This window comes from Nocardioides sp. SR21, assembly GCF_022761125.1.
Lineage (GTDB): Bacteria > Actinomycetota > Actinomycetes > Propionibacteriales > Nocardioidaceae > Nocardioides.
In genome coordinates this window covers 168,908-188,457 of record NZ_JAKWJR010000010.1, presented here as the reverse complement: position 1 = coordinate 188,457, position 19,550 = coordinate 168,908, and the positions used below count along the sequence as shown (strand labels likewise).

The following is a 19,550-nucleotide window of genomic DNA, read 5'->3' as shown; positions in this document are numbered from 1 at the left end:
GTCGTTCCTCGGTCGCGCGGCTCGCTCGACCACCCTCAGCGGAGCCGCTGGCGCGTCTCCGCTAGTGCTCGCCCTTGAGCGCCTTCGGGATCTCGCGGCCCTGCTCGATCGCCCGCTCGGGCGCGCGCACCTGCTTCATCTTGCGGACGCCGATGAAGACCAGCAGCGCGGTCAGCAGCAGGTAGAACGCGAAGACGATCAGGAACGCCCACTGCAGGTCGAGACCGGAGCCGCTCCAGTGGATCAGGTACACGAACGCGAACGACAGCATGATGATCGCCAGGACCAGGATGAACGCCGCGCCGGCGAACAGCCCGACCCCGATGCCACCGGCCTGCACGCTGACCTTCAGCTCGGACTTGGCGAGCTGGATCTCCTTCTGGATCAGCGTGGAGATGTCCTTGCTGGCGTCGTGGACGAGCCGGCCGATCGTCGGGTCGGTGTTCTGGTCCTGATTCGTCGCCATGCGCGCGACCTTACAGAATCACGGAGCGTCGTCGCCCCGCTGGTAGACGTCAGGCACCCCGTCCGCGTCGGAGTCCACCTGCTCCAGCTCGCAGATCCGGCGGTACACCCGGTTGCGCGCCCGGAGGACGACCGTCGCGAGCAGGCCGGCGCAGACCGAGCCGACGAGGACCCCGACCTTCGCGACGTCGTCCTCGCGGGTGCCGTAGCCGAAGGCGAGCTCGCCGATGAGCAGCGAGACGGTGAAGCCGATCCCCGCGAGCAGCGACATGCCGATCACGTCGACCCAGCTCAGCTCCTCGTCGAGGTCGGCGCGGGTGAACGTCGACAGCAGCCAGGTCGAGCCCGCGATCCCGACCGTCTTGCCGAGCACGAGGCCGCACATGATGCCGAGGGCGATCTGGTCGGTGAGTGCGGCGCGCAGGCCGTCGAGGCCGCCGACGTACACACCGGCGGCGAAGAACGCGAAGACCGGTACGGCGACCCCGGCCGAGATCGGCCGGATCAGGTGCTCGAGGTGCTCGGCGAGCCCGCGGTCGCTGTCGCCGGCGCGGGTGCGGACCGGGACCGTGAACGCCAGCGCGACGCCCGCGACGGTGGCGTGCACCCCGGACTCGTGCACGAGCGCCCAGGCGACGACGGCGAGCGGGATGAGGAGCCACCCGCGGTGGATGCCCCGCTGCGCCAGCAGGCCGAAGGCCGCGATCGGGACCAGGGAGAGGAGCAGGAAGGGGACGTCGAGGTGGTCGGTGTAGAAGAGCGCGATGACCGTGATCGCGAGCAGGTCGTCGACCACGGCGAGCGTGAGCAGGAACGTGCGGAGTCCGGTCGGCAGGTGGGTGCTGATGACCGCGAGGATCGCGACGGCGAACGCGATGTCGGTCGCGGTCGGGATCGCCCAGCCGACGAGGTCGTCGGTCCCGAGGTTCCACAGCACGAAGATGACGGCGGGCACGGCCATGCCGCCCACGGCGGCGATCACCGGCAGCGCCGCGCGCCGCGGGTCACGGAGGTCGCCGGCGACGAACTCCCGCTTCAGCTCGAGACCGGCCACGAAGAAGAAGATCGCCAGCAGCCCGTCGGCCGCCCACGCACCCAGGCTGAGGTCGAGATGGAGGTCGAACGGGGTGAAGCCGACGACCGTGTTGCGCAGGTCGAAGTAGGCGTCGCGCCACGGGCTGTTCGCCCAGACGAGGGCGACGGCCGCTGCGATGATGAGCAGCAGGCCGCCGGTGGTCTCGGCGCGCAGGATCTCAGCGGTCCGCGAGCTCTCGAGGAACGAGCCTCGGGAGAAGAGCCTCTGGGCCGTGCGATCCGGTTTGCTCACGGGGCTCCTGACGGGTCGGTGACAGAGCTGCCGACCAGACTTCCCGGCTCACCTGTCCTCACCCTACCGGCGCCCGGCGCCCACCAGTTCCACCGACCGAGCAGCTGCATGGTCGCGGGCAGCAGCACCATCCGGACCAGCGTGGCGTCGACGAGGACGGCGGTGGCGAGGCCGAGGCCGAACATCTTGGTGGCCGGGTCCTCGCCGAGCACGAAGCCCAGGAACACGGCGATCATGATGAACGCGGCCGAGGTGATGACCCGGCCGGTGCGCGCCAGGCCGTGCACGATCGCGGAGCGGGTGTCACCGGTGGCGTCGTACTCCTCGCGGATGCGCGACAGCAGGAAGACCTCGTAGTCCATCGACAGCCCGAACACCACGGCGAACATGAACATCGGGATGAACGACACGACCGGCACGGTCGACTCCAGGCCAATCAGGCTCGCGCCCCACCCCCACTGGAACACCATCACGAGGACGCCGTACGCCGCCCCGATGCTGAGCAGGTTCATCAACGCGGCCTGGAGCGGGATCAGCACCGAGCGGAAGACCAGCGCGAGCAACAGCGACGACAGCAGCAGCACCGCCGCGACGAACCACGGCAGCCGCTCGTTCACGCGGGCGCCGACGTCGGCGAACCCGGCGGTCTGGCCGCCGACGTGCGCGCCGTCGAGGACCGAGGGGAGCACCTCGGTGCGCAGCCGCTCGGTGGTGTCGTACGTCGCGGCGTCCTGGGGGCCGGTCGTGGGGGTCACCACCAGGGTCGCGACGTCGCCCTCCATCGTCGCCGGCAGGACCGACGCGACGCCGGGGTCGGCGCCGAGCGCGTCGCGCAGCGGGGTGAGCACGGCGGGGTCGCCCTCGGTGTCGACGACCACGAGCAGCTGGCCGTTCACCCCGGGGCCGAACCCGTCCGCGAGCAGGTCGTAGGCGCGGCGCTCGGTGCGGGACTCGGGCAGGGTGCCGTCATCGGGGATCCCGGCGCGCAGCGCGAACGCCGGGAGCGCGAGCAGGACGAGCAGCCCGAGCACGCCGGCGGCGTACACCCGTGGGTGGGAGACGACGTGCTCGACGCGGCGCTGCCAGCGCGCGTCGGAGCGGGCGCGGCGGGCGCTCCCGCGGCGCCCGTTCACGCGGTTGCCGGCGATCGCGAGCAGCGCGGGCAGCAGGGTGATCGACGCGAGCACCATCACCAGCACGATCACGGAGACGGCGTACGCGCCGGCCGACATGAACGGCACCCCGGCCACCGTCAGGCCGAGGATCGCGACCACGACGATGCCGCCGGCGAGGACGACCGACGACCCGGCGGTCGACACGGCTCGCGCGATCGACTCGCGCAGCGGGACGCCGTCCGCGAGCTGCTCGCGGTGCCGGGTGAGGATGAACAGCGCGTAGTCGATGCCCACGCCGAGGCCGACCATCGAGCCCAGCACCGGCGCCCAGGTGGGTACGTCGAGGAAGCGCGCGGCCAGCGTCATCGCGCCGACCGCGGTCGCGAGGCCCGTGAGGGCGACGCCGATCGGGATGCCGGCGGCGACCACGGACCCGAACGCGACCAGCAGGATCACCAGCGCGGCGACCAGGCCGACGACCTCGCCGCCGGTCTCGGGCTCGGCGAAGGCGAACACCAGGTCGCCGCGCATCTCGACCTGGGCAGGACCGTCGGCGTCCGCGCGGTCGCGCACCTCCTGGAGCGCCGTCAGGTCGGCGGCGGACAGCTCCTCGAGCGGCGGGTACTGGATCGGGAGCAGCGCGACCCGCCCGTCGGCGGAGGTGACCGGCGCGCCCACGTCGAGCACGTGTGGCAGGGCCAGCACCTCGGCGCGCAGGCCGTCGAGGGCACGCTGGTCGGCGGGGGAGACGACCAGCTGGGCGGTGAGCCCGGCCTGGTCCGAGCTGGCGCGCTCGAGGAGGTCGGCGGCCTGCTGCGAGTCGAGGCCCGGCACCTCCATGGAGTCAGAGGTGTCCCCGCCGTACGACGCGGACGCGGCGAGGACGACGGCGGCGACGGCCAGCCAGGCGGCGACGATGCGCCACGGGTGCAGGGCGGCGAACCCGCCGATCCGGTGCAGGAGCTGAGTCATGACCTCAGCGTCGGGGAGTGGTCCGGGGTGCCACATCGGCCGAGGGGACGGACCGGTCTCGGCCTTTCGGCCGATGTGCGGGGCCTCGGCTTCCCTAGGCTGGGGACGTGCCGAGCCGAGCCGTCCATGCCCTCTGGGCGACCCCGAGGGTGTCCGACCCGCCGGGTCCGATGTGGCGGGACTGGCTGCTCGTCGCCGGCTTCGGGGTCACCGCGGTGCTCGAGACGGTGTTCCGCGACGACGTCGTGTGGCCGCTCGCCTCGCTCGTGACCACGCTCGCGGTGCTCCCGACCCTGTTCATCCGGCGCACGCAGCCCCTGGCGGCGATCGCCCTCGGCTTCGGCACGGTCATGGTCTTCAACCTGGTCGCGATCGTCGGCGGCGCCGACGGCGTGGTCGGGCTCAACGCCACGGCGTTCGTGCTGTTCCTCCCGTACGCCCTGTTGCGGTGGGGCTCGGGCCGCGACATCGTCGCGGGCACGGCGGTCGTGCTCGTGGCAGCGGTCGTCGGCATCACGCAGGACGACTCCGCCACGCTCGGCGACGTCGTCGGCGGGTTCATCGTCCTCTGCCTCGCGGAGACCCTCGGGCTCGTCGTCCGGTTCGCGACGAGCGCGCAGCACCGCGCCCGGCACGACGTCCGGGTCCGCGAGCGCGAGCAGCTCGCCCGCGAGCTGCACGACACGGTCGCGCACCACGTGTCCGCGATCGTCGTCCGCGCCCAGGCCGGGCGGGTGGTCGCCGCGACCCGGCCGGAGGCGGCGGCCGAGGCGCTCGAGGTGATCGAGGGCGAGGCGGGCCGGACGCTGGCAGAGCTGCGCACGCTGGTCTCCGCGCTCCGCGAGGACGCCGACGCCGAGCTGACCCCGATGCAGGGCGTGGCCGACCTCGAGCGGCTCGCGGCGGCGACCGGCGGCTCGCCCCGGGTCGAGCTGACGGTCACCGGGATCGACGACCTCCGCCCGTCCGTCGCGGCCGCGGTCTACCGGATCACGCAGGAGTCCATCACCAACGTCGTGCGGCACGCGCGGCACGCCACCCGGGTCGAGGTGAGCGTCGCCGGCGAGGACGACGTGGTGCGGCTGACCGTGCGCGACGACGGCGACCCGGCGCCACGCGGGACGACGGGGTACGGCGTCATCGGGATGACCGAGCGCGCCGTACTCCTCGGCGGCACGCTCGAGGCCGGACCGGCCCCGGGCCGCGGCTGGACCGTGAGCGCCGTACTCCCGAGGACAGCAGGATGAGCATCCGGGTGCTGGTCGCCGACGACCAGGAGATCGTGCGGACGGGGCTGCGGATGATCCTCGACGCGCAGCCGGGCATCGAGGTGGTCGGCGAGGCCGGCGACGGGCGGAAGGCCGTGTCGCTGGCGCGCGAGCTGCGACCGGACGTGTGCCTGTTCGACATCCGGATGCCGGAGATGAACGGGCTCGAGGCCACGATGCTGCTCGCCGGTCCCGACGTGCCGGACCCGCTGGCGGTCGTGGTGATCACGACGTTCGACCTCGACGAGTACGTCCACGGCGCGCTGCGGGCCGGCGCGCGTGGGTTCCTGCTCAAGGACGCCGGGCCCGAGCTGCTCGTCCAGGCCGTGCACGCGGCCGCTCAGGGCGACGCGCTGATCGCCCCGAGCGTCACGGTGCGGCTGCTCGCCGCGTTCGCGGACGCCGCGAAGCCGGCGCCGGCGCAGCCGATCGAGCCGCTGACCGGCCGCGAGGAGGAGGTGCTGATGGCGGTCGCCCGCGGCCGCACCAACGCCGAGATCTGCGGCGAGCTGCACATCAGCCTGAGCACGGTGAAGACCCACATCGCGAGCCTGATGACCAAGCTCGCCGCCCGGAACCGGGTCGAGATCGCGATGTGGGCCTACGAGACCGGTCGGGTCAGTCCTCAGCCGTAGGGGAGCTGAGGCCCTTCGAGATCAGGTCCATCACCGAGCTGTCGGCCAGGGTCGTCACGTCGCCGACCTCGCGGTGCTCGGCCACGTCCTTGAGCAGGCGGCGCATGATCTTGCCGGACCGGGTCTTCGGGAGCTCCGGGACGATCATGATCTGGCGCGGGGTCGCGATCGGGCCGATCTCCTTGCGCACGTGGGTGCGCAGCTCCGCGACGATGTCGTCGCCGCCGTCCCCGGCCTCCTCGCGCAGGATCACGAACGCGCAGACCGCCTGGCCGGTGTCCTCGTCCTTGGCGCCGACGACCGCGGCCTCGGCGACCTTCGGGTGCGAGACCAGTGCGGACTCGATCTCGGTGGTCGACAGCCGGTGGCCGGAGACGTTCATGACGTCGTCGACGCGGCCGAGCACCCAGATGTCGCCGTCGTCGTCCTTCTTCGCACCGTCACCGGCGAAGTAGAAGCCCTTGCCCTCTGGTCCTAGATCGGGGAACCGCGACCAGTAGGTGTCCTTGAACCGCTCGTCGTCGCCCCAGATCGTGCGCAGCATCGACGGCCACGGCTCGGTGAGCACGAGGTAGCCGCCCGAGCCGTTGGGCACGGGCTCGCCGTCGTTGTCCACCACGTCCGCCGCGACGCCCGGGATCGCGGTCATCGCGGAGCCCGGCTTGCCCGCGGTCACGCCGGGGAGCGGGCTGATCATGATCGCGCCGGTCTCGGTCTGCCACCAGGTGTCGACGACCGGGGTGCGGTCACCGCCGATGACGTGGCGGTACCAGACGTAGGCCTCGGGGTTGATCGGCTCACCGACCGAGCCGAGGATCCGCAGCGACGACATGTCGAAGCGGTCCGGGATCTCGCGGCCCTGCTTCATGAACGACCGGATCGCGGTGGGCGCGGTGTAGAAGATCGTGACCTTGTAGTCCTCGATGATCTTCCACCAGCGGCCGCGCTCCGGGCTGTCCGGCGTCCCCTCGTACATCACCTGCGTCGCGCCGTTCGCGAGCGGCCCGTAGACCATGTAGGAGTGCCCGGTGACCCAGCCGATGTCGGCGGAGCACCAGTAGACGTCGGTGTCCGGCTTCAGGTCGAAGACCGCCCAGTGCGTGTACGACGTACCGGTCAGGTAGCCGCCGGTCGTGTGCAGGATGCCCTTCGGCTTGCCGGTCGTGCCCGAGGTGTACATGACGTAGAGCGGGTGCTCGGAGTCGAACGCCTCCGGCGTGTGCTCGGTCGAGGCGGCGTCGACGATGTCGTGCCACCACACGTCGGGCCCCCCAGTCTCAGGGCCGTCCCAGGCGACGTCCTGCCCGGTGCGGCGGACGACGAGGACCTTCTCGACCGTGTGGCCCTGCGCGGCCGCCTTCTCGCGGGCCTCGTCGACGGCGGGCTTGAGCGCCGCCGCGGACCCGCGCCGGTAGCCGCCGTCGGACGTGACGACGACCTTCGCCTGGCAGTCGACCAGGCGCGAGGACAGTGCCTCGGACGAGAAGCCGCCGAACACCACGGTGTGCGGAGCCCCGATGCGGGCGCAGGCCAGCATCGTGACGACGGCCTCGGGGATCATCGGCAGGTAGATCGCGACCCGGTCGCCGGCGGCGACGCCGAGCTCGGTGAGCGCGTTCGCGGCCTGGCTGACCTCGTCCTGCAGCTGGGCGTAGGTGATGTCGCGGGCGTCGCCCTCGGGCTCGCCGACCCAGTGCAGCGCGACCTTGTCGCCGCGGCCGGCCTCGACGTGCCGGTCGACGCAGTTGTACGCCGCGTTGAGCTTGCCGCCGACGAACCACTTGGCGAACGGCGGGTCGTCCCAGTCGAGGACCCGGTCCCACTTCTGCGCCCAGTCGAGCCGCTCGGCCTGCTCGGCCCAGAAGCCCTCGCGGTCGGCGGCCGCGCGCTCGTAGGCGTCGGCCTTCAGGTTGGCGTGCTCGGCGATCCCGGCCGGCGGCTCGAAGCGCCGGTCCTCCTTGAGGAGGTTCGACAGGGTCTCTTCGCTCACGATGGTCCTTCCGGTGCGGGGTCGAATGTGCCTCCCGCCACATTAGGACGTTGCGGGTAGGGACGGGATAGGGGCCAGTCGGTCTGGAACAGGAATGGGTCTCGACACGCCGCTCGACCACCATCAGCCGACCCGCTGGCGCGTCTCGGCTAGTGCTTGACCGCCTGCTCGGCGCCGGCACCGGTGAGGGAGCGGACCTCGAGCTCGTTGTAGCGGGCCTCGGTCTCCGGCTCCTTGGCCGTCACGGTCCCGAGCCAGCCGAGGAAGAAGCCGAGCGGGATCGACACGATGCCGGGGTTCTCCAGCGGGAACCACGAGATGTCGATGCTGGTCGGGAGCAGCGACAGGTTCTTGCCGGTCGCGTCCTCTCCCTTGCCCGACACCACCGGCGAGAAGATGACCAGCCCCACGCACGAGATCAGGCCGCCGTAGATCGCCCAGACCGCTCCGCGGGTGTTGAAGCGCCGCCAGAACAGGTTGTAGATCAGCGACGGGAGGTTGGCCGACGCGGCAACCGCGAAGGCCAGCGCCACCAGGAACGCGATGTTGAGCCCCTTGGCGGGGATCGCCAGGAGGATCGCGATGCCGCCGATGACGAACGCCGCGATCCGGGCGACCCGGATCTCGTCCCGCTCGCTGGCCTGACCGTTCTTGAAGACCGTCGCGTACAGGTCGTGAGCCACCGACGACGCAGAGGTCAGGGTCAGCCCCGCCACGACGGCGAGGATCGTCGCGAACGCCACCGCGGAGATCAGCGCGAGCAGCACCGCGCCACCCGTCGTACCGTCGCCGCCGCCGACCGCTTCCGCGAGCAGTGGTGACGCCAGGTTGCCGCCCGAGGCCGCGACCTCGGCGTACTTGTCGGAGCTCAGCAGCGCCGCCGCGCCGAAGCCGAGCGCCAGCGTCATCAGGTAGAACGCGCCGATCAGCCCGATCGCCCAGAGCACGGACTTCCGCGCGGTCTGCGCGGTGGGAACGGTGTAGAAGCGGATCAGGATGTGCGGGAGGCCGGCGGTCCCGAGCACCAGCGCCAGGCTGAGGCTGAGGAAGTCGATCTTCGACGTCGTGGAGACGCCGTACTTCAGGCCGGGCTGGAGGAATGCCTCACCCTGGCCGGAGTTGTCGGCGGCTGCGCCGAGGAGGTCGGAGAGGTTGAAGTCGAACTTCGCGAGGACCAGGACGGTGATCAGGATCGTGCCGCCCATCAGCAGCACGGCCTTCACGATCTGCACCCAGGTGGTGCCCTTCATGCCGCCGACGGTGACGTAGAAGATCATCAGCGCGCCGACCAGGATGATCGTGATGTTCTTCGACGCCTCGGACTCCGCGCCGAGCAGCAGGGCGACCAGGGCGCCCGCGCCGACCATCTGCGCGAGCAGGTAGAAGATCGAGACGACCACGGTCGAGGTCGCGGCCGCGGTGCGCACCGGGCGCTGCTTCATGCGGTACGCCAGCTGGTCGGCCATCGTGTAGCGGCCGGAGTTGCGCAGCAGCTCGGCGACGAGCAGCAGCGCGATCAGCCACGCGACGAGGAAGCCGATCGAGTAGAGGAAGCCGTCGTACCCGGAGAGCGCGATGGCGCCGGAGATGCCGAGGAACGAGGCCGCCGACATGTAGTCGCCGGAGATCGCCATGCCGTTCTGGAAGCCGGTGAAGCCGCGGCCGCCGGCGTAGAAGTCGGCGGCGCCCTTGGTCTGGCGGCTGGCCCAGAACGTGATCGCGACCGTGATCAGGACGACGACGACGAAGAGGACGCCGGTCAGGGTGTCGGAGCTCATCGCGCACCCCCGACCTGGTCGTTGTAGCGCCGCTCGAGCTCGCGGGCGAGTGGGTCGACGCGCCTGTTCATGTAGAAGGCGTAGAGCCAGGCGATGAAGAACGTCGAGACGAACTGCAGGATCCCGAAGACCAGCGCGACGTTGATGTTGCCCCAGACCTCCTTGCTCATGAAGTCGTGCGCCCAGTTGCTCATCACGACGTAGAGCAGGTACCACGCCAGGAAGGCGACCGTGGTCGGGAACACGAAGCTGCGGAAGGCCTTCCGCAGCCGGGTGAACTCCGCCGTCGCGTGCAGCTCGTCGTAGAGCGGATCGTGGTCGCGAGCGTGGTCATGTGACTGTTCGGGAGTGGACACGGGGGCACCCTTCGCAGAGGTGATGGCCGTCACGGTTTGGGCCCCCCGTACCCAGGGGGCGCCGATCTGTAACGGGTGCCCGGCGTTTCGAAACGTGCGGCGGCAACGACCCGGTGGGACGTGAGGTCGTGAGGGGTGTGAGGCCGTGAGGAGAAGTTGACGTCTCCGGTACGGCGACCTGGCTCGGGTGAAACCTGCGGCGCCGAGATTGAGTCGCATGACGAGTGCGCAGAGGTCCGGGCGGTGGATCGACGACTGGCGGCCGGAGGACCCGGAGTTCTGGGAGAACGGCGGCCGGCAGGTCGCCCGGCGCAACCTGATCTGGTCGATCTTCGCCGAGCACCTGGGCTTCTCGGTCTGGCTGATCTGGAGCGTGAGCGCGGCGTTCCTGCTGCAGATGGGCTTCTCGTTCAGCCCGCAGCAGCTGTTCCTGCTGGTGGCGCTGCCCAACCTGGTCGGCTCGCTGCTGCGTCTGCCGTACACGTTCGCGGTGCCGAAGTTCGGCGGCCGCAACTGGACGATCATCAGCGCCGCGCTGCTGCTGGTGCCGACGCTGCTGTTCGCGTTCGCCGTGCAGGACCCGACCACGCCGTACTGGGTGTTCTGCCTGATCGCGGCGACCGCCGGCTTCGGCGGCGGCAACTTCGCCAGCTCGATGGCGAACATCAACTTCTTCTTCCCCGCCGACCGTAAGGGCACCGCACTCGGCCTCAACGCGGCCGGCGGCAACGCGGGCGTCGCGATCATCCAGCTGCTGCTGCCGGTGATCGTCGGTGGCGCCGGGATCTTCGGCCTGGTCAAGGCGTCCGACGCCGGCATCCACCTGCAGACCGCCGGCTTCGTGTACGCCGGGCTCGCGATCTGTGCCGCGGTCGCGGCGTACCTCTGGATGGACAACCTCACCAGCGCGACCAGCAAGCCGCGCGAGCAGCTCGCGGTGGTGCGCAAGCCGCACACCTGGATCATGGCGTTCCTCTACATCGGCACGTTCGGCTCGTTCATCGGCTACTCCGCTGCGATGCCGCTGCTGATCAAGCTCAACTTCCCGGACATCGTCTTCGCCTACTACGCGTTCCTGGGTGCGGCGGTCGGGTCGCTCACGCGGCCGTTCGGGGGCTGGCTCGCGGACAAGTACGGCGGCGCGCGCGTCGCCCTCGGCGCCTTCGTCAGCCTGGTCCTGTGCACGCTCTGCGTGCTCTGGACGCTGAGCCGGATGTCGGCCGGGGCGAGCAACCAGGAGTGGTTCCCGTGGTTCCTCGGGTTCTTCCTGCTGATCTTCGCCTCGACCGGGATCGGCAACGGCTCGACGTACAAGATGATCCCGGCGATCTTCCGCCGCGAGGCGGAGACGACGACCGAGTCCGGTACGCCGGACCGCGTGGCCGCCCTGGCGACCGCCACCAAGCAGTCCTCGGCGGCCCTCGGCCTCATCGGCGCGGTCGGCGCTCTCGGTGGCTTCCTGATCCCGATCGCGTTCAGCTCGCCGTGGGTGGGTGACCCGCTGGCCGCGACCAAGGGCGCGTTCGTGGTGTTCACGTGCTTCTACGTCGTCTGCGTGCTCGTGACGTTCGCCGTCTACGTCCGCCGTCCGAGCCAGGCCCGAGCGCTCGCGACCGCCGGGGTCTGAATGAAGACGCACTGCCCCTACTGCTCGCTCCAGTGCGGGATGGTCCTCGAGGGCCGTCGCACGCTGGAGGTGCAGCCGTGGCCGGAGTTCCCCGTGAACGAGGGAGCCCTGTGCCGCAAGGGCTGGACGGCCGCGTCGCTGCGCGGGCACCGCGAGCGGCTGACCACGCCGCTCGTGCGTGACCGCACGACCGGCGAGCTGAGGGCGGCGGAGTGGGACGAGGCGCTCGACCTGGTCGCCGGGCGACTGACCGCGCTCCAGGAGCAGCACGGCAAGGACGCCGTCGCGATCTTCGGCGGCGGCGGGCTCACCAACGAGAAGGCCTACCAGCTCGGCAAGCTCGCCCGGGTCGCGCTGGGCACCAGCCAGATCGACTACAACGGCCGCTGGTGCATGTCCTCGGCCGCGTCCGCCTCCAACCAGGCCTTCGGCGTCGACCGCGGGCTGCCGTTCCCGCTCGTCGACATCGAGCGGACCGACGTGCTCGTGCTGGTCGGCAGCAACCTCGCCGAGACGATGCCGCCGGCCGCGCGGCACCTCGACCGGCTGCGTGAGAACGGCGGCCGCGTCGTCGTCATCGACCCGCGACGTACGCCGACCGCCGACCGTGCCGACGTGTTCCTGCAGCCCGTCCCCGGCACCGACCTGCCGATCGCCCTCGGACTGCTGCACCTGCTCGACGCGGCCGGCGCCGTCGACGAGGAGTACGTCGCGACCCGCACGACCGGCTGGGAGGACGTCCGGCGTACCGCCTCGGCGTGGTGGCCCGAGCGGGTCGAGCGGGTGAGCGGCGTCTCCGCGACCGAGCTCCGCGAGCTCGCCACCCTGCTCGGGGACGCCGGCAAGGTCACGGTGCTGACTGCGCGCGGCGCCGAGCAGCACGCGCAGGGGACCGACACCGTGCTCGCCTGGATCGGCGTCGCACTCGCGCTCGGGATGCCCGGCAAGGAGCACGCCGGCTACGGCTGCCTCACCGGCCAGGGCAACGGCCAGGGCGGGCGCGAGCACGGCCAGAAGGCCGACCAGCTGCCCGGGTACCGGATGATCGACGACCCCGCGGCCCGCGCCCACGTCGCGAAGGTCTGGGGCGTCGAGCCCGAGAGCCTGCCGGGCAAGGGGCGCTCGGCGTACGAGCTGCTCGACGCTCTGGGCACCGACGGCGGCCCGAAGGCGCTGCTGGTGTTCGGCAGCAACATCGTCGTCTCCGCTCCGAACGCCACGCACGTCACCGGCCGGCTCGCCGACCTCGACCTGCTCGTCGTCGCCGACCTGGTCCTGTCCGAGACCGCGGCGCTCGCCGACGTGGTGCTGCCGGTGACCCAGTGGGCCGAGGAGACCGGCACGATGACCAACCTCGAGGGCCGCGTGATCCTGCGCCAGCAGGCGGCTGCGCCACCGGCCGGCGTACGCACCGATCTCGACGTCATCGCGGGCCTCGCCGCCCGCCTCGGCCACGACTTCGCGACTGACCCCGAGGAGGTGTTCGCCGAGCTCGGCCGGGCGTCCGCGGGCGGGAAGGCCGACTACTCCGCGATCACCTACGACCGGATCCGTGAGGAGCACGGCGTCTTCTGGGGCAGCCCGCGCATGTTCGCCGAGGCCTTCGCGCACCCCGACGGTCGCGCGCGGTTCATCCCGGTCGAGCACCGCGGGCCCGCCGAACCGGTGGACGCGGCGTACCCGCTGCACCTGACGACCGGCCGGGTGCTCGCGCAGTACCAGTCCGGCGCCCAGACCCGACGCGTCCGCGAGCTGCCCGACGCCGGCCCGTTCGTCGAGCTGCACCCGATGCTGGCCGACCGGATCGGCGCGTACGACGGTCGCCCGGTGGTCGTCACTACGCGGCGCGGCGAGCTCAAGGCCCCGGCCCGGGTGGTCGACACGATCCGGCCGGACACGGTCTTCGTCCCGTTCCACTGGGTCGGCGCGAACCGGCTCACCAACGACGCGCTCGACCCGTCCAGCCGGATGCCGGAGTTCAAGGTCTGCGCCGCGGCGGTGACCGCGTGATCGCGGTGCACCGGGCGGGCGGTGTGTCAGCAACCGTTTCTGTGGCCCGAATGGTTGCCAGCTCACCGCCGGCCGGGGGTGGGGCTGGTGGGCGGTGTGTCAGCAACCGTTTCTGCGGCCGGAATGGTTGCCAGCTCACCGCCGGCCGGGGGTGGGGCTGGTGGGCGGTGTGTCAGCAACCGTTTCTGCGGCCGGAATGGTTGCCAGCTCACCGCCGGCCGGGGGTGGGGCTGGTGGGCGGTGTGTCAGCAACCGTTTCTGCGGCCGGAATGGTTGCCAGCTCACCGCCGGCCGGGGGTGGGGCTGGTGGGCGGTGTGTCAGCAACCGTTTCTGCGGCCGGAATGGTTGCCAGCTCACCGCCGGCCGGGGGTGGGGCTGGTGGGCGGTGTGTCAGCAACCGTTTCTGCGGCCGGAATGGTTGCCAGCTCACCGCCGGCCGGGGGTGGGGCTGGTGGGCGGTGTGTCAGCAACCGTTTCTGTGGCCCGAATGGTTGCCAGCTCACCGCCGGCCGGGGGCGGGGCGGGCGGGCGGTGTGTCAGCAACCGTTTCTGTGGCCCGAATGGTTGCCAGCTCACCGCCGGCCGGGGTCGAGGCAGGCGGGCGGTGTGTCAGCAACCGTTTCTGCGGGCCGAACGGTTGCCAGCTCACCGCCAGCCGGGGGTGGATCGCATGAAGATCGTGATCGTCGGCGCCGGCATGGCCGCCGCCCGCCTCGCCGACGGGCTGGAGGGCCACGACGTCACCGTGCTCGGCGACGAGCAGCACCCGCCGTACAACCGGATCCTGCTGTCCGCGGTGCTCGAGGGCACGCACAGCCCCGACAGCCTGCGGCTGCCGATGCGGGACGTCGACCTGCGCGTCGGTGCCCGCGCCGTGGAGATCCACCGCGCCGAGCAGGAGGTCGAGCTCGCCGACCGCACCCGGGTGCCGTACGACGTGCTCGTGCTCGCCACCGGCAGCATCCCCTCGCTGCCGCCGATCCGCGGCGTGGTGCGGCTCGACGGACGCCTGCACGAGAAGGTGCACGCGTTCCGCAGCCTCGACGACTGCCTCCGGCTCGACGCCGCGATCTCGACGGGCTCGATCACCGGGCACGCGCGCAGCGCGGTGGTCGTCGGCGGCGGGCTGCTCGGTCTCCAGGTCGCCCGCGCGCTGGCGGTTCGCGGCCTCACGACCGAGATGGTGGAGGGCGGCGACCACCTGCTGCGCAGCCAGGTCGACGCGAAGGCCGGGGAGGTGCTCGCCCGCAGCCTGAAGCGGCTCGGCACGGCCGTCTACACCGGCGCCCGAGCGACCCGACTGACCGACGGGGGCCTCGTCCTCGACAACGGCTTCACGCTCGACTCCGACCTCGTGGTCCTCACCGCGGGCGGGCGACCGTCGACCGCGCTGGCCCGGCGGGCCGACCTCGAGGTGCGCCGCGGCGTCGTCGTCGACCACCTGCTGCGCACCAGCGACCCGCGCATCCACGCGATCGGCGATTGCGCCCAGCACGGCGCGCAGGTCACCGGCTTCGTGCCGCCCGCATGGGAGCAGGCCGCGCTGCTGGCGCGGCACCTCAACGGCGAGGAGGTCCGGTACGACGGCGCCCGGACCGTCGCTCGGCTGCGGGCGACCGACCTCGACGTCGCCGTGCTCGGCGACCCGGAGCGCGCCGAGGGCGAGGTGGTCGAGATGTCGAACCCGGTCACCGGCAGCCACCGCAAGCTCGTCGTCCACGACGGCGTGATCGTCGCGGCCACGCTGGTCGGCGACCTGTCCCGCATCGGCCTGATCACGCAGCACTACGACCGCGGAACGGTCCTCGGCCGGCACGAGGCCGGCGCCCTGCTGATGGCCGAGCGCACCGCCGCCCCCGTCGTGCTGCCGGACGACGCGGAGGTCTGCGCCTGCGCCGGCGTCAGCGCCGGCCGGATCCGCGCCTGTTCCTCGGTCGACGAGGCCCGAGACACCACCCGCGCCACCACCGGCTGCGGCGGCTGCCTGTCCGCCGTCCGCGACCTGCTGAACGAAGGAGCCCTGGTATGAACGTCCGCAAGAAGCTGGTGGTCGTCGGCCACGGCATGGTCGGCCACCGCTTCGTGCAGGCCGCGATCGAGCGCGGCCTCACGGAGACGCACGACGTCGTGGTCATCGGCGACGAGCCGCGGCCGGCGTACGACCGCGTCGCGCTGACGTCGTTCTTCGAGGTCGGCGCGAAGGCGCTGAGCCTGCTGCCCGGAGGGAGGTACGACGACCCGAGGGTCGCGCTGCGCACCGGGGCCTCGGTGGTCGCGGTCTCGCCGCGGCAGCGCATCATCACGCTCAACACCGGCGAGGACCTGCACTACGACGAGCTGGTGCTCGCGACCGGTGCGTACCCGTTCGTGCCGCCGGTGCCCGGCAAGGACCTCGACAACGTCTTCGTCTACCGCACCATCGAGGACCTCGAGGCGATCCGGAAGGCCGCGAAGCGGGCGAAGAGCGGCGCCGTCGTCGGCGGCGGCCTGCTCGGCCTCGAGGCCGCGAACGCGCTGAGCCAGCTCGGCCTCGAGACCCACGTCGTCGAGCTCGCGCCGCGGCTGATGGCCGTCCAGGTCGATGCGGCGGGCGGTCTCACGCTGAGCCGGCACGTCGAGCAGCTCGGCCTGACCGTCCACACCGGCGCGATGACCGAGGCGATCCTCGGCACGACCAAGGTCACCGGGATGGCGCTCAAGGACCGCAAGCCGCTGGATGTCGACATGGTGGTGTTCTCGGCGGGCATCCGGCCGCGCGACCAGCTCGGGGGTACGGCGGACCTCGCGCTCGCCGAGCGTGGCGGCATCCTGGTCGACGAGCACTGCCGCACCAGCGACGAGCACATCTTCGCGATCGGCGAGTGCGCGGCGCCGGCCGGCGTGATGTACGGCCTGGTCGCCCCGGGCTACGCCATGGCCGAGGTCGTCGTCGACGCGCTGCTCGGTGGCGCCGGCACGTTCGAGGGCGCGGACATGTCCACCAAGCTCAAGCTCCTCGGCGTCGACGTCGCGAGCTTCGGCGACGCGCACGCGACCACTGCCGGCGCGCTGGAGCTCGTGTACTCCGACGCCGTCGCGGGTGTCTACAAGAAGCTGGTGATCAGCGAGGACGGCCGGCAGCTGCTGGGCGGCGTGCTCGTCGGTGACGCGTCGGCGTACGGCGTCCTCCGGCCGATGGTCGCCTCCGGGATCGAGCTGCCGGAGAACCCCGAGGACCTGATCCTCCCGGCCGGGCGGGGTCTGACCGACATCGGTCTCCCGGACGAGGCGCAGGTCTGCTCGTGCAACGACGTGACGAAGGCCGACATCATCGCCGCGGCCGCCGCCGGCGAGACCACGCGGGCCGGGAGCACCTGCGGCTCCTGCAAGGTGCAGACCAAGAAGATCATCGAGGACTACTACGCCAGCCAGGGCCAGGACGTCGACAGGAGCATCTGCGAGCACTTCCCGCTGACCCGGCAGGAACTGTTCGACGTGGTCGCGGTGCACGGGTACACGCGCTTCGACCAGGTCGTCGAGGGGCACGGCACCGGCCGCGGCTGCGACATCTGCAAGCCGGCGATCGCGTCGATCCTGGCCTCGCAGCTGGGCGGGCACGTGCTCGACGACAGCACCCGCACGCTGCAGGACACCAACGACGCCTACCTCGCCAACATCCAGCGCAACGGCACCTACTCCGTCGTCCCGCGCATCCCCGGCGGCGAGATCACGCCCGAGAAGCTGATCGTGATCGGCGAGGTCGCCCGCGACTTCGGGCTGTACACGAAGATCACCGGCGGCCAGCGGATCGACCTGTTCGGCGCCCGGATGGAGCAGCTGCCGATGATCTGGCGGCGGCTGGTCGACGCGGGCTTCGAGTCGGGGCACGCGTACGGCAAGTCGCTGCGGACCGTGAAGTCCTGCGTCGGGTCGACCTGGTGCCGGTACGGCGTCCAGGACTCCGTGCAGCTCGCGATCGACCTGGAGCTGCGCTACCGGGGCCTCCGCTCGCCGCACAAGCTGAAGGGCGGTGTCAGCGGGTGCGCCCGGGAGTGCGCCGAGGCGCGCGGCAAGGACTTCGGGGTGATCGCCACCGAGAAGGGCTGGAACCTGTACGTCGGCGGCAACGGCGGTGCCACCCCGGCGCACGCCCGGCTGCTGGCCGGCGACCTCGACACCGAGACGCTGGTCCGCTACCTCGACCGGTTCCTCATGTACTACGTCCGCACCGCCGACCGGCTGCAGCGGACCGCCCCGTGGATCGACTCGCTCGACGGCGGATTGGACCGGGTCCGCGAGATCGTCGTCGACGACGCGCTCGGACTGGGGTCGGAGCTCGAGGCGTCGATGTCGCGGCACGTCGACGGCTACTTCGACGAGTGGAAGGCGACGATCGACGACCCGGAGAAGCTGGCCCGGTTCGTGTCGTTCGTCAACGCACCCGGCGTACCCGATCCGAGCATCAGCTTCCGCGAGGAGCGCGGCCAGATCGCCCCCGCCGTCTCGCTCGGTGAGTCGATCCCGGTCGGTGCCCCGTGATCCCGGTCTGCCGGATCGACCAGATCGAGGTCGAGGGCGGCGTCGCCGCGCTGGTCGATGGCGCCGCGGTCGCAATCTTCCGGACACACGACGGAAACGTCTTCGCGATGTCGAACTGGGATCCTTTCTCCCAGGCGTCGGTGTTGGCACGCGGCATCGTGGGCACCCGTGGGGGTGTCCCGTTCGTGGCCTCGCCGATGCACAAGCAGGCGTTCGACCTGCGGACCGGGCAGTGCCTCGACGACGCGGCGGTCCGGGTGATGACGTACGACGTACAGGTGGACGACGGCCTGGTCCTGATCGGCTCCCCCCAGGAGACTTCCCAGGAGATCTAGTGAGCGAGTCCCTTCCGCTGAGCGGCTTCCGCATCGGGGTGACCGCTGCGCGGAAGGTCGAGGAGCAGGTCGCGCTGCTGCAGCGCCGCGGCGCCACGGTCGAGTGGGCGCCGGCCCTGTCGACGGACCCGAACCACGTCGAGGACGACGAGCTGCGCGCCGCGACCGAGGACGTGCTCAGCCGGCCGGTCGACATGTTCCTCGCGACGACCGGGATCGGGATGAAGGCCTGGTTCGCGGCGGCCGAGCGGTGGGGGACGCTGCCCGAGCTGCTCGCCGCGCTGGAGTCGGCGGAGATCCTGGCGCGCGGCCCGAAGAGCGTGGGCGCACTGCGACGGTACGGCCTGCGCGAGCTGTGGGCGCCGGAGTCGGAGTGCTTCGAGGACGTGCTGCTGCACCTGCGCGGCCGCTCGCTCGACGGGATGCGGATCGTCGTCCAGGAGCACGGTCAGTCGCTGTCGATGGTCGCGCACGCGCTGCGCCGGCAGGGCGCCGACGTCACGACGGTGACCGTCTACCGGGTCGAGTCCGCCGACGACCCCGAACCGATGTTCAAGCTGATCGACCTGATCGCCGACGGGGAGCTGGACGCGGTGACGTTCACGTCCGCCCCGGCGGTGGCCGCCCTCATGGAGGCGGCCGGGTCGACCGGCCGGCGCGAGGACGTGGTGTCGGCGTTCCAGGCCGACGTGATCGCCTCGTGCGTGGGGCCGGTGACGGCCGCGGCGTTCGAGATGTGGGGCGTGCCCACGATCTACCCCGAGCGGTCCCGGCTGGCCGCGATGGTCAAGCAGCTCGAGGCCGAGCTCCCGTCGCGCCGGTCCGGGCTCGCGATCGAGCTCGCCGGCGGCCACCAGCTGCTGCTGCACGGCGACGACGTGCTCCTCGACGGCGTGGACGTGAAGCTCTCCCCGGCACCCGCCGCGGTGCTCCAGGCGCTGGTCGCCAACCCGGGGAACGTCGTCTCGCGGCAGGCGCTGCTCGCGATGCTGCCGTCGGGCACGGCGAGCTCCGAGCACGCGGTGGAGATGGCGGTCGCCCGCCTGCGCGCCGCCCTCGGCACCCGCGCCGTCCAGACCGTCGTCAAGCGTGGCTACCGGCTGGCGGTGGGTGTTTGAGGCCTTGCAAGGATCGTGCAAGGCGGGCGAGGCAC

General features: G+C 71.6%; 14 protein-coding genes. 8 read left to right on the top strand and 6 right to left on the bottom strand.

The genetic code is table 11. The annotated features are described in order from the left end of the window. Positions 1-61: 61 nt before the first annotated feature. Genes MJ604_RS19085 through MJ604_RS19075 form a run of 3 tightly spaced genes read right to left on the bottom strand, consistent with a single transcriptional unit; the run spans position 62 to position 3,879 of the window. Positions 62-466: a phage holin family protein gene (locus MJ604_RS19085; RefSeq protein ID WP_243060181.1), complete on the bottom strand. Its 405-nt coding sequence runs from the start codon at positions 464-466 to the stop codon at positions 62-64. An 18-nt stretch (positions 467-484) separates the two neighbouring features. Beyond that, entirely contained in the window at positions 485-1,792 is a 1,308-nt protein-coding gene (gene nhaA, locus MJ604_RS19080) for a Na+/H+ antiporter NhaA (protein WP_243060180.1), read from the bottom strand. Further along, complete coding sequence (locus MJ604_RS19075; RefSeq protein ID WP_243060179.1) at positions 1,789-3,879, bottom strand: MMPL family transporter; 2,091 nt, start codon at positions 3,877-3,879, stop codon at positions 1,789-1,791. The genes nhaA and MJ604_RS19075 overlap by 4 nt, the downstream gene beginning before the upstream one ends. Before the next feature lie 107 nt (positions 3,880-3,986). Between MJ604_RS19075 and MJ604_RS19070 the strand changes: the two genes are divergently transcribed. Further along, positions 3,987-5,126: a sensor histidine kinase gene (locus MJ604_RS19070; protein ID WP_243060178.1), complete on the top strand. Its 1,140-nt coding sequence runs from the start codon at positions 3,987-3,989 to the stop codon at positions 5,124-5,126. Next, positions 5,123-5,782, top strand: a complete 660-nt coding sequence (locus MJ604_RS19065) for a response regulator transcription factor (RefSeq protein ID WP_243060177.1) — start codon at positions 5,123-5,125, stop codon at positions 5,780-5,782. The genes MJ604_RS19070 and MJ604_RS19065 overlap by 4 nt, the downstream gene beginning before the upstream one ends. On the opposite strand, the gene acs is transcribed toward MJ604_RS19065, so the two are convergent. The 3 genes from acs to MJ604_RS19050 form a co-directional block, all read right to left on the bottom strand. Further along, complete coding sequence (gene acs, locus MJ604_RS19060; RefSeq protein ID WP_243060176.1) at positions 5,766-7,772, bottom strand: acetate--CoA ligase; 2,007 nt, start codon at positions 7,770-7,772, stop codon at positions 5,766-5,768. The two genes, MJ604_RS19065 and acs, sit on opposite strands and share 17 nt — an antisense overlap. Positions 7,773-7,921: 149 nt before the next feature. Then, positions 7,922-9,550, bottom strand: coding sequence for a cation acetate symporter (locus tag MJ604_RS19055; protein ID WP_243060175.1), 1,629 nt, complete (start codon positions 9,548-9,550; stop codon positions 7,922-7,924). Then, positions 9,547-9,906: a DUF485 domain-containing protein gene (locus MJ604_RS19050; RefSeq protein WP_243060174.1), complete on the bottom strand. Its 360-nt coding sequence runs from the start codon at positions 9,904-9,906 to the stop codon at positions 9,547-9,549. The genes MJ604_RS19055 and MJ604_RS19050 overlap by 4 nt, the downstream gene beginning before the upstream one ends. Positions 9,907-10,123: 217 nt before the next feature. Between MJ604_RS19050 and MJ604_RS19045 the strand changes: the two genes are divergently transcribed. From MJ604_RS19045 to MJ604_RS19020, 6 genes are all read left to right on the top strand, one after another. Beyond that, positions 10,124-11,533: an MFS transporter gene (locus MJ604_RS19045; protein ID WP_243060173.1), complete on the top strand. Its 1,410-nt coding sequence runs from the start codon at positions 10,124-10,126 to the stop codon at positions 11,531-11,533. Continuing rightward, positions 11,534-13,543 (top strand): molybdopterin oxidoreductase family protein, encoded by a 2,010-nt coding sequence (locus MJ604_RS19040; RefSeq protein WP_243060172.1) that lies wholly within the window; start codon positions 11,534-11,536, stop codon positions 13,541-13,543. It abuts the gene before it with no gap. Positions 13,544-14,214: 671 nt separating this feature from the next. Further along, positions 14,215-15,573 (top strand): FAD-dependent oxidoreductase, encoded by a 1,359-nt coding sequence (locus tag MJ604_RS19035; RefSeq protein ID WP_243060171.1) that lies wholly within the window; start codon positions 14,215-14,217, stop codon positions 15,571-15,573. Beyond that, positions 15,570-18,062, top strand: coding sequence for a nitrite reductase large subunit NirB (gene nirB, locus MJ604_RS19030; protein ID WP_243060170.1), 2,493 nt, complete (start codon positions 15,570-15,572; stop codon positions 18,060-18,062). Before MJ604_RS19035 ends, nirB begins: the two co-directional genes overlap by 4 nt. Beyond that, entirely contained in the window at positions 18,059-18,397 is a 339-nt protein-coding gene (gene nirD / locus MJ604_RS19025) for a nitrite reductase small subunit NirD (protein ID WP_243060169.1), read from the top strand. Before nirB ends, nirD begins: the two co-directional genes overlap by 4 nt. After that, entirely contained in the window at positions 18,397-19,515 is a 1,119-nt protein-coding gene (locus MJ604_RS19020; protein WP_243060168.1) for a uroporphyrinogen-III synthase, read from the top strand. The genes nirD and MJ604_RS19020 overlap by 1 nt, the downstream gene beginning before the upstream one ends. Positions 19,516-19,550 lie beyond the last annotated feature (35 nt).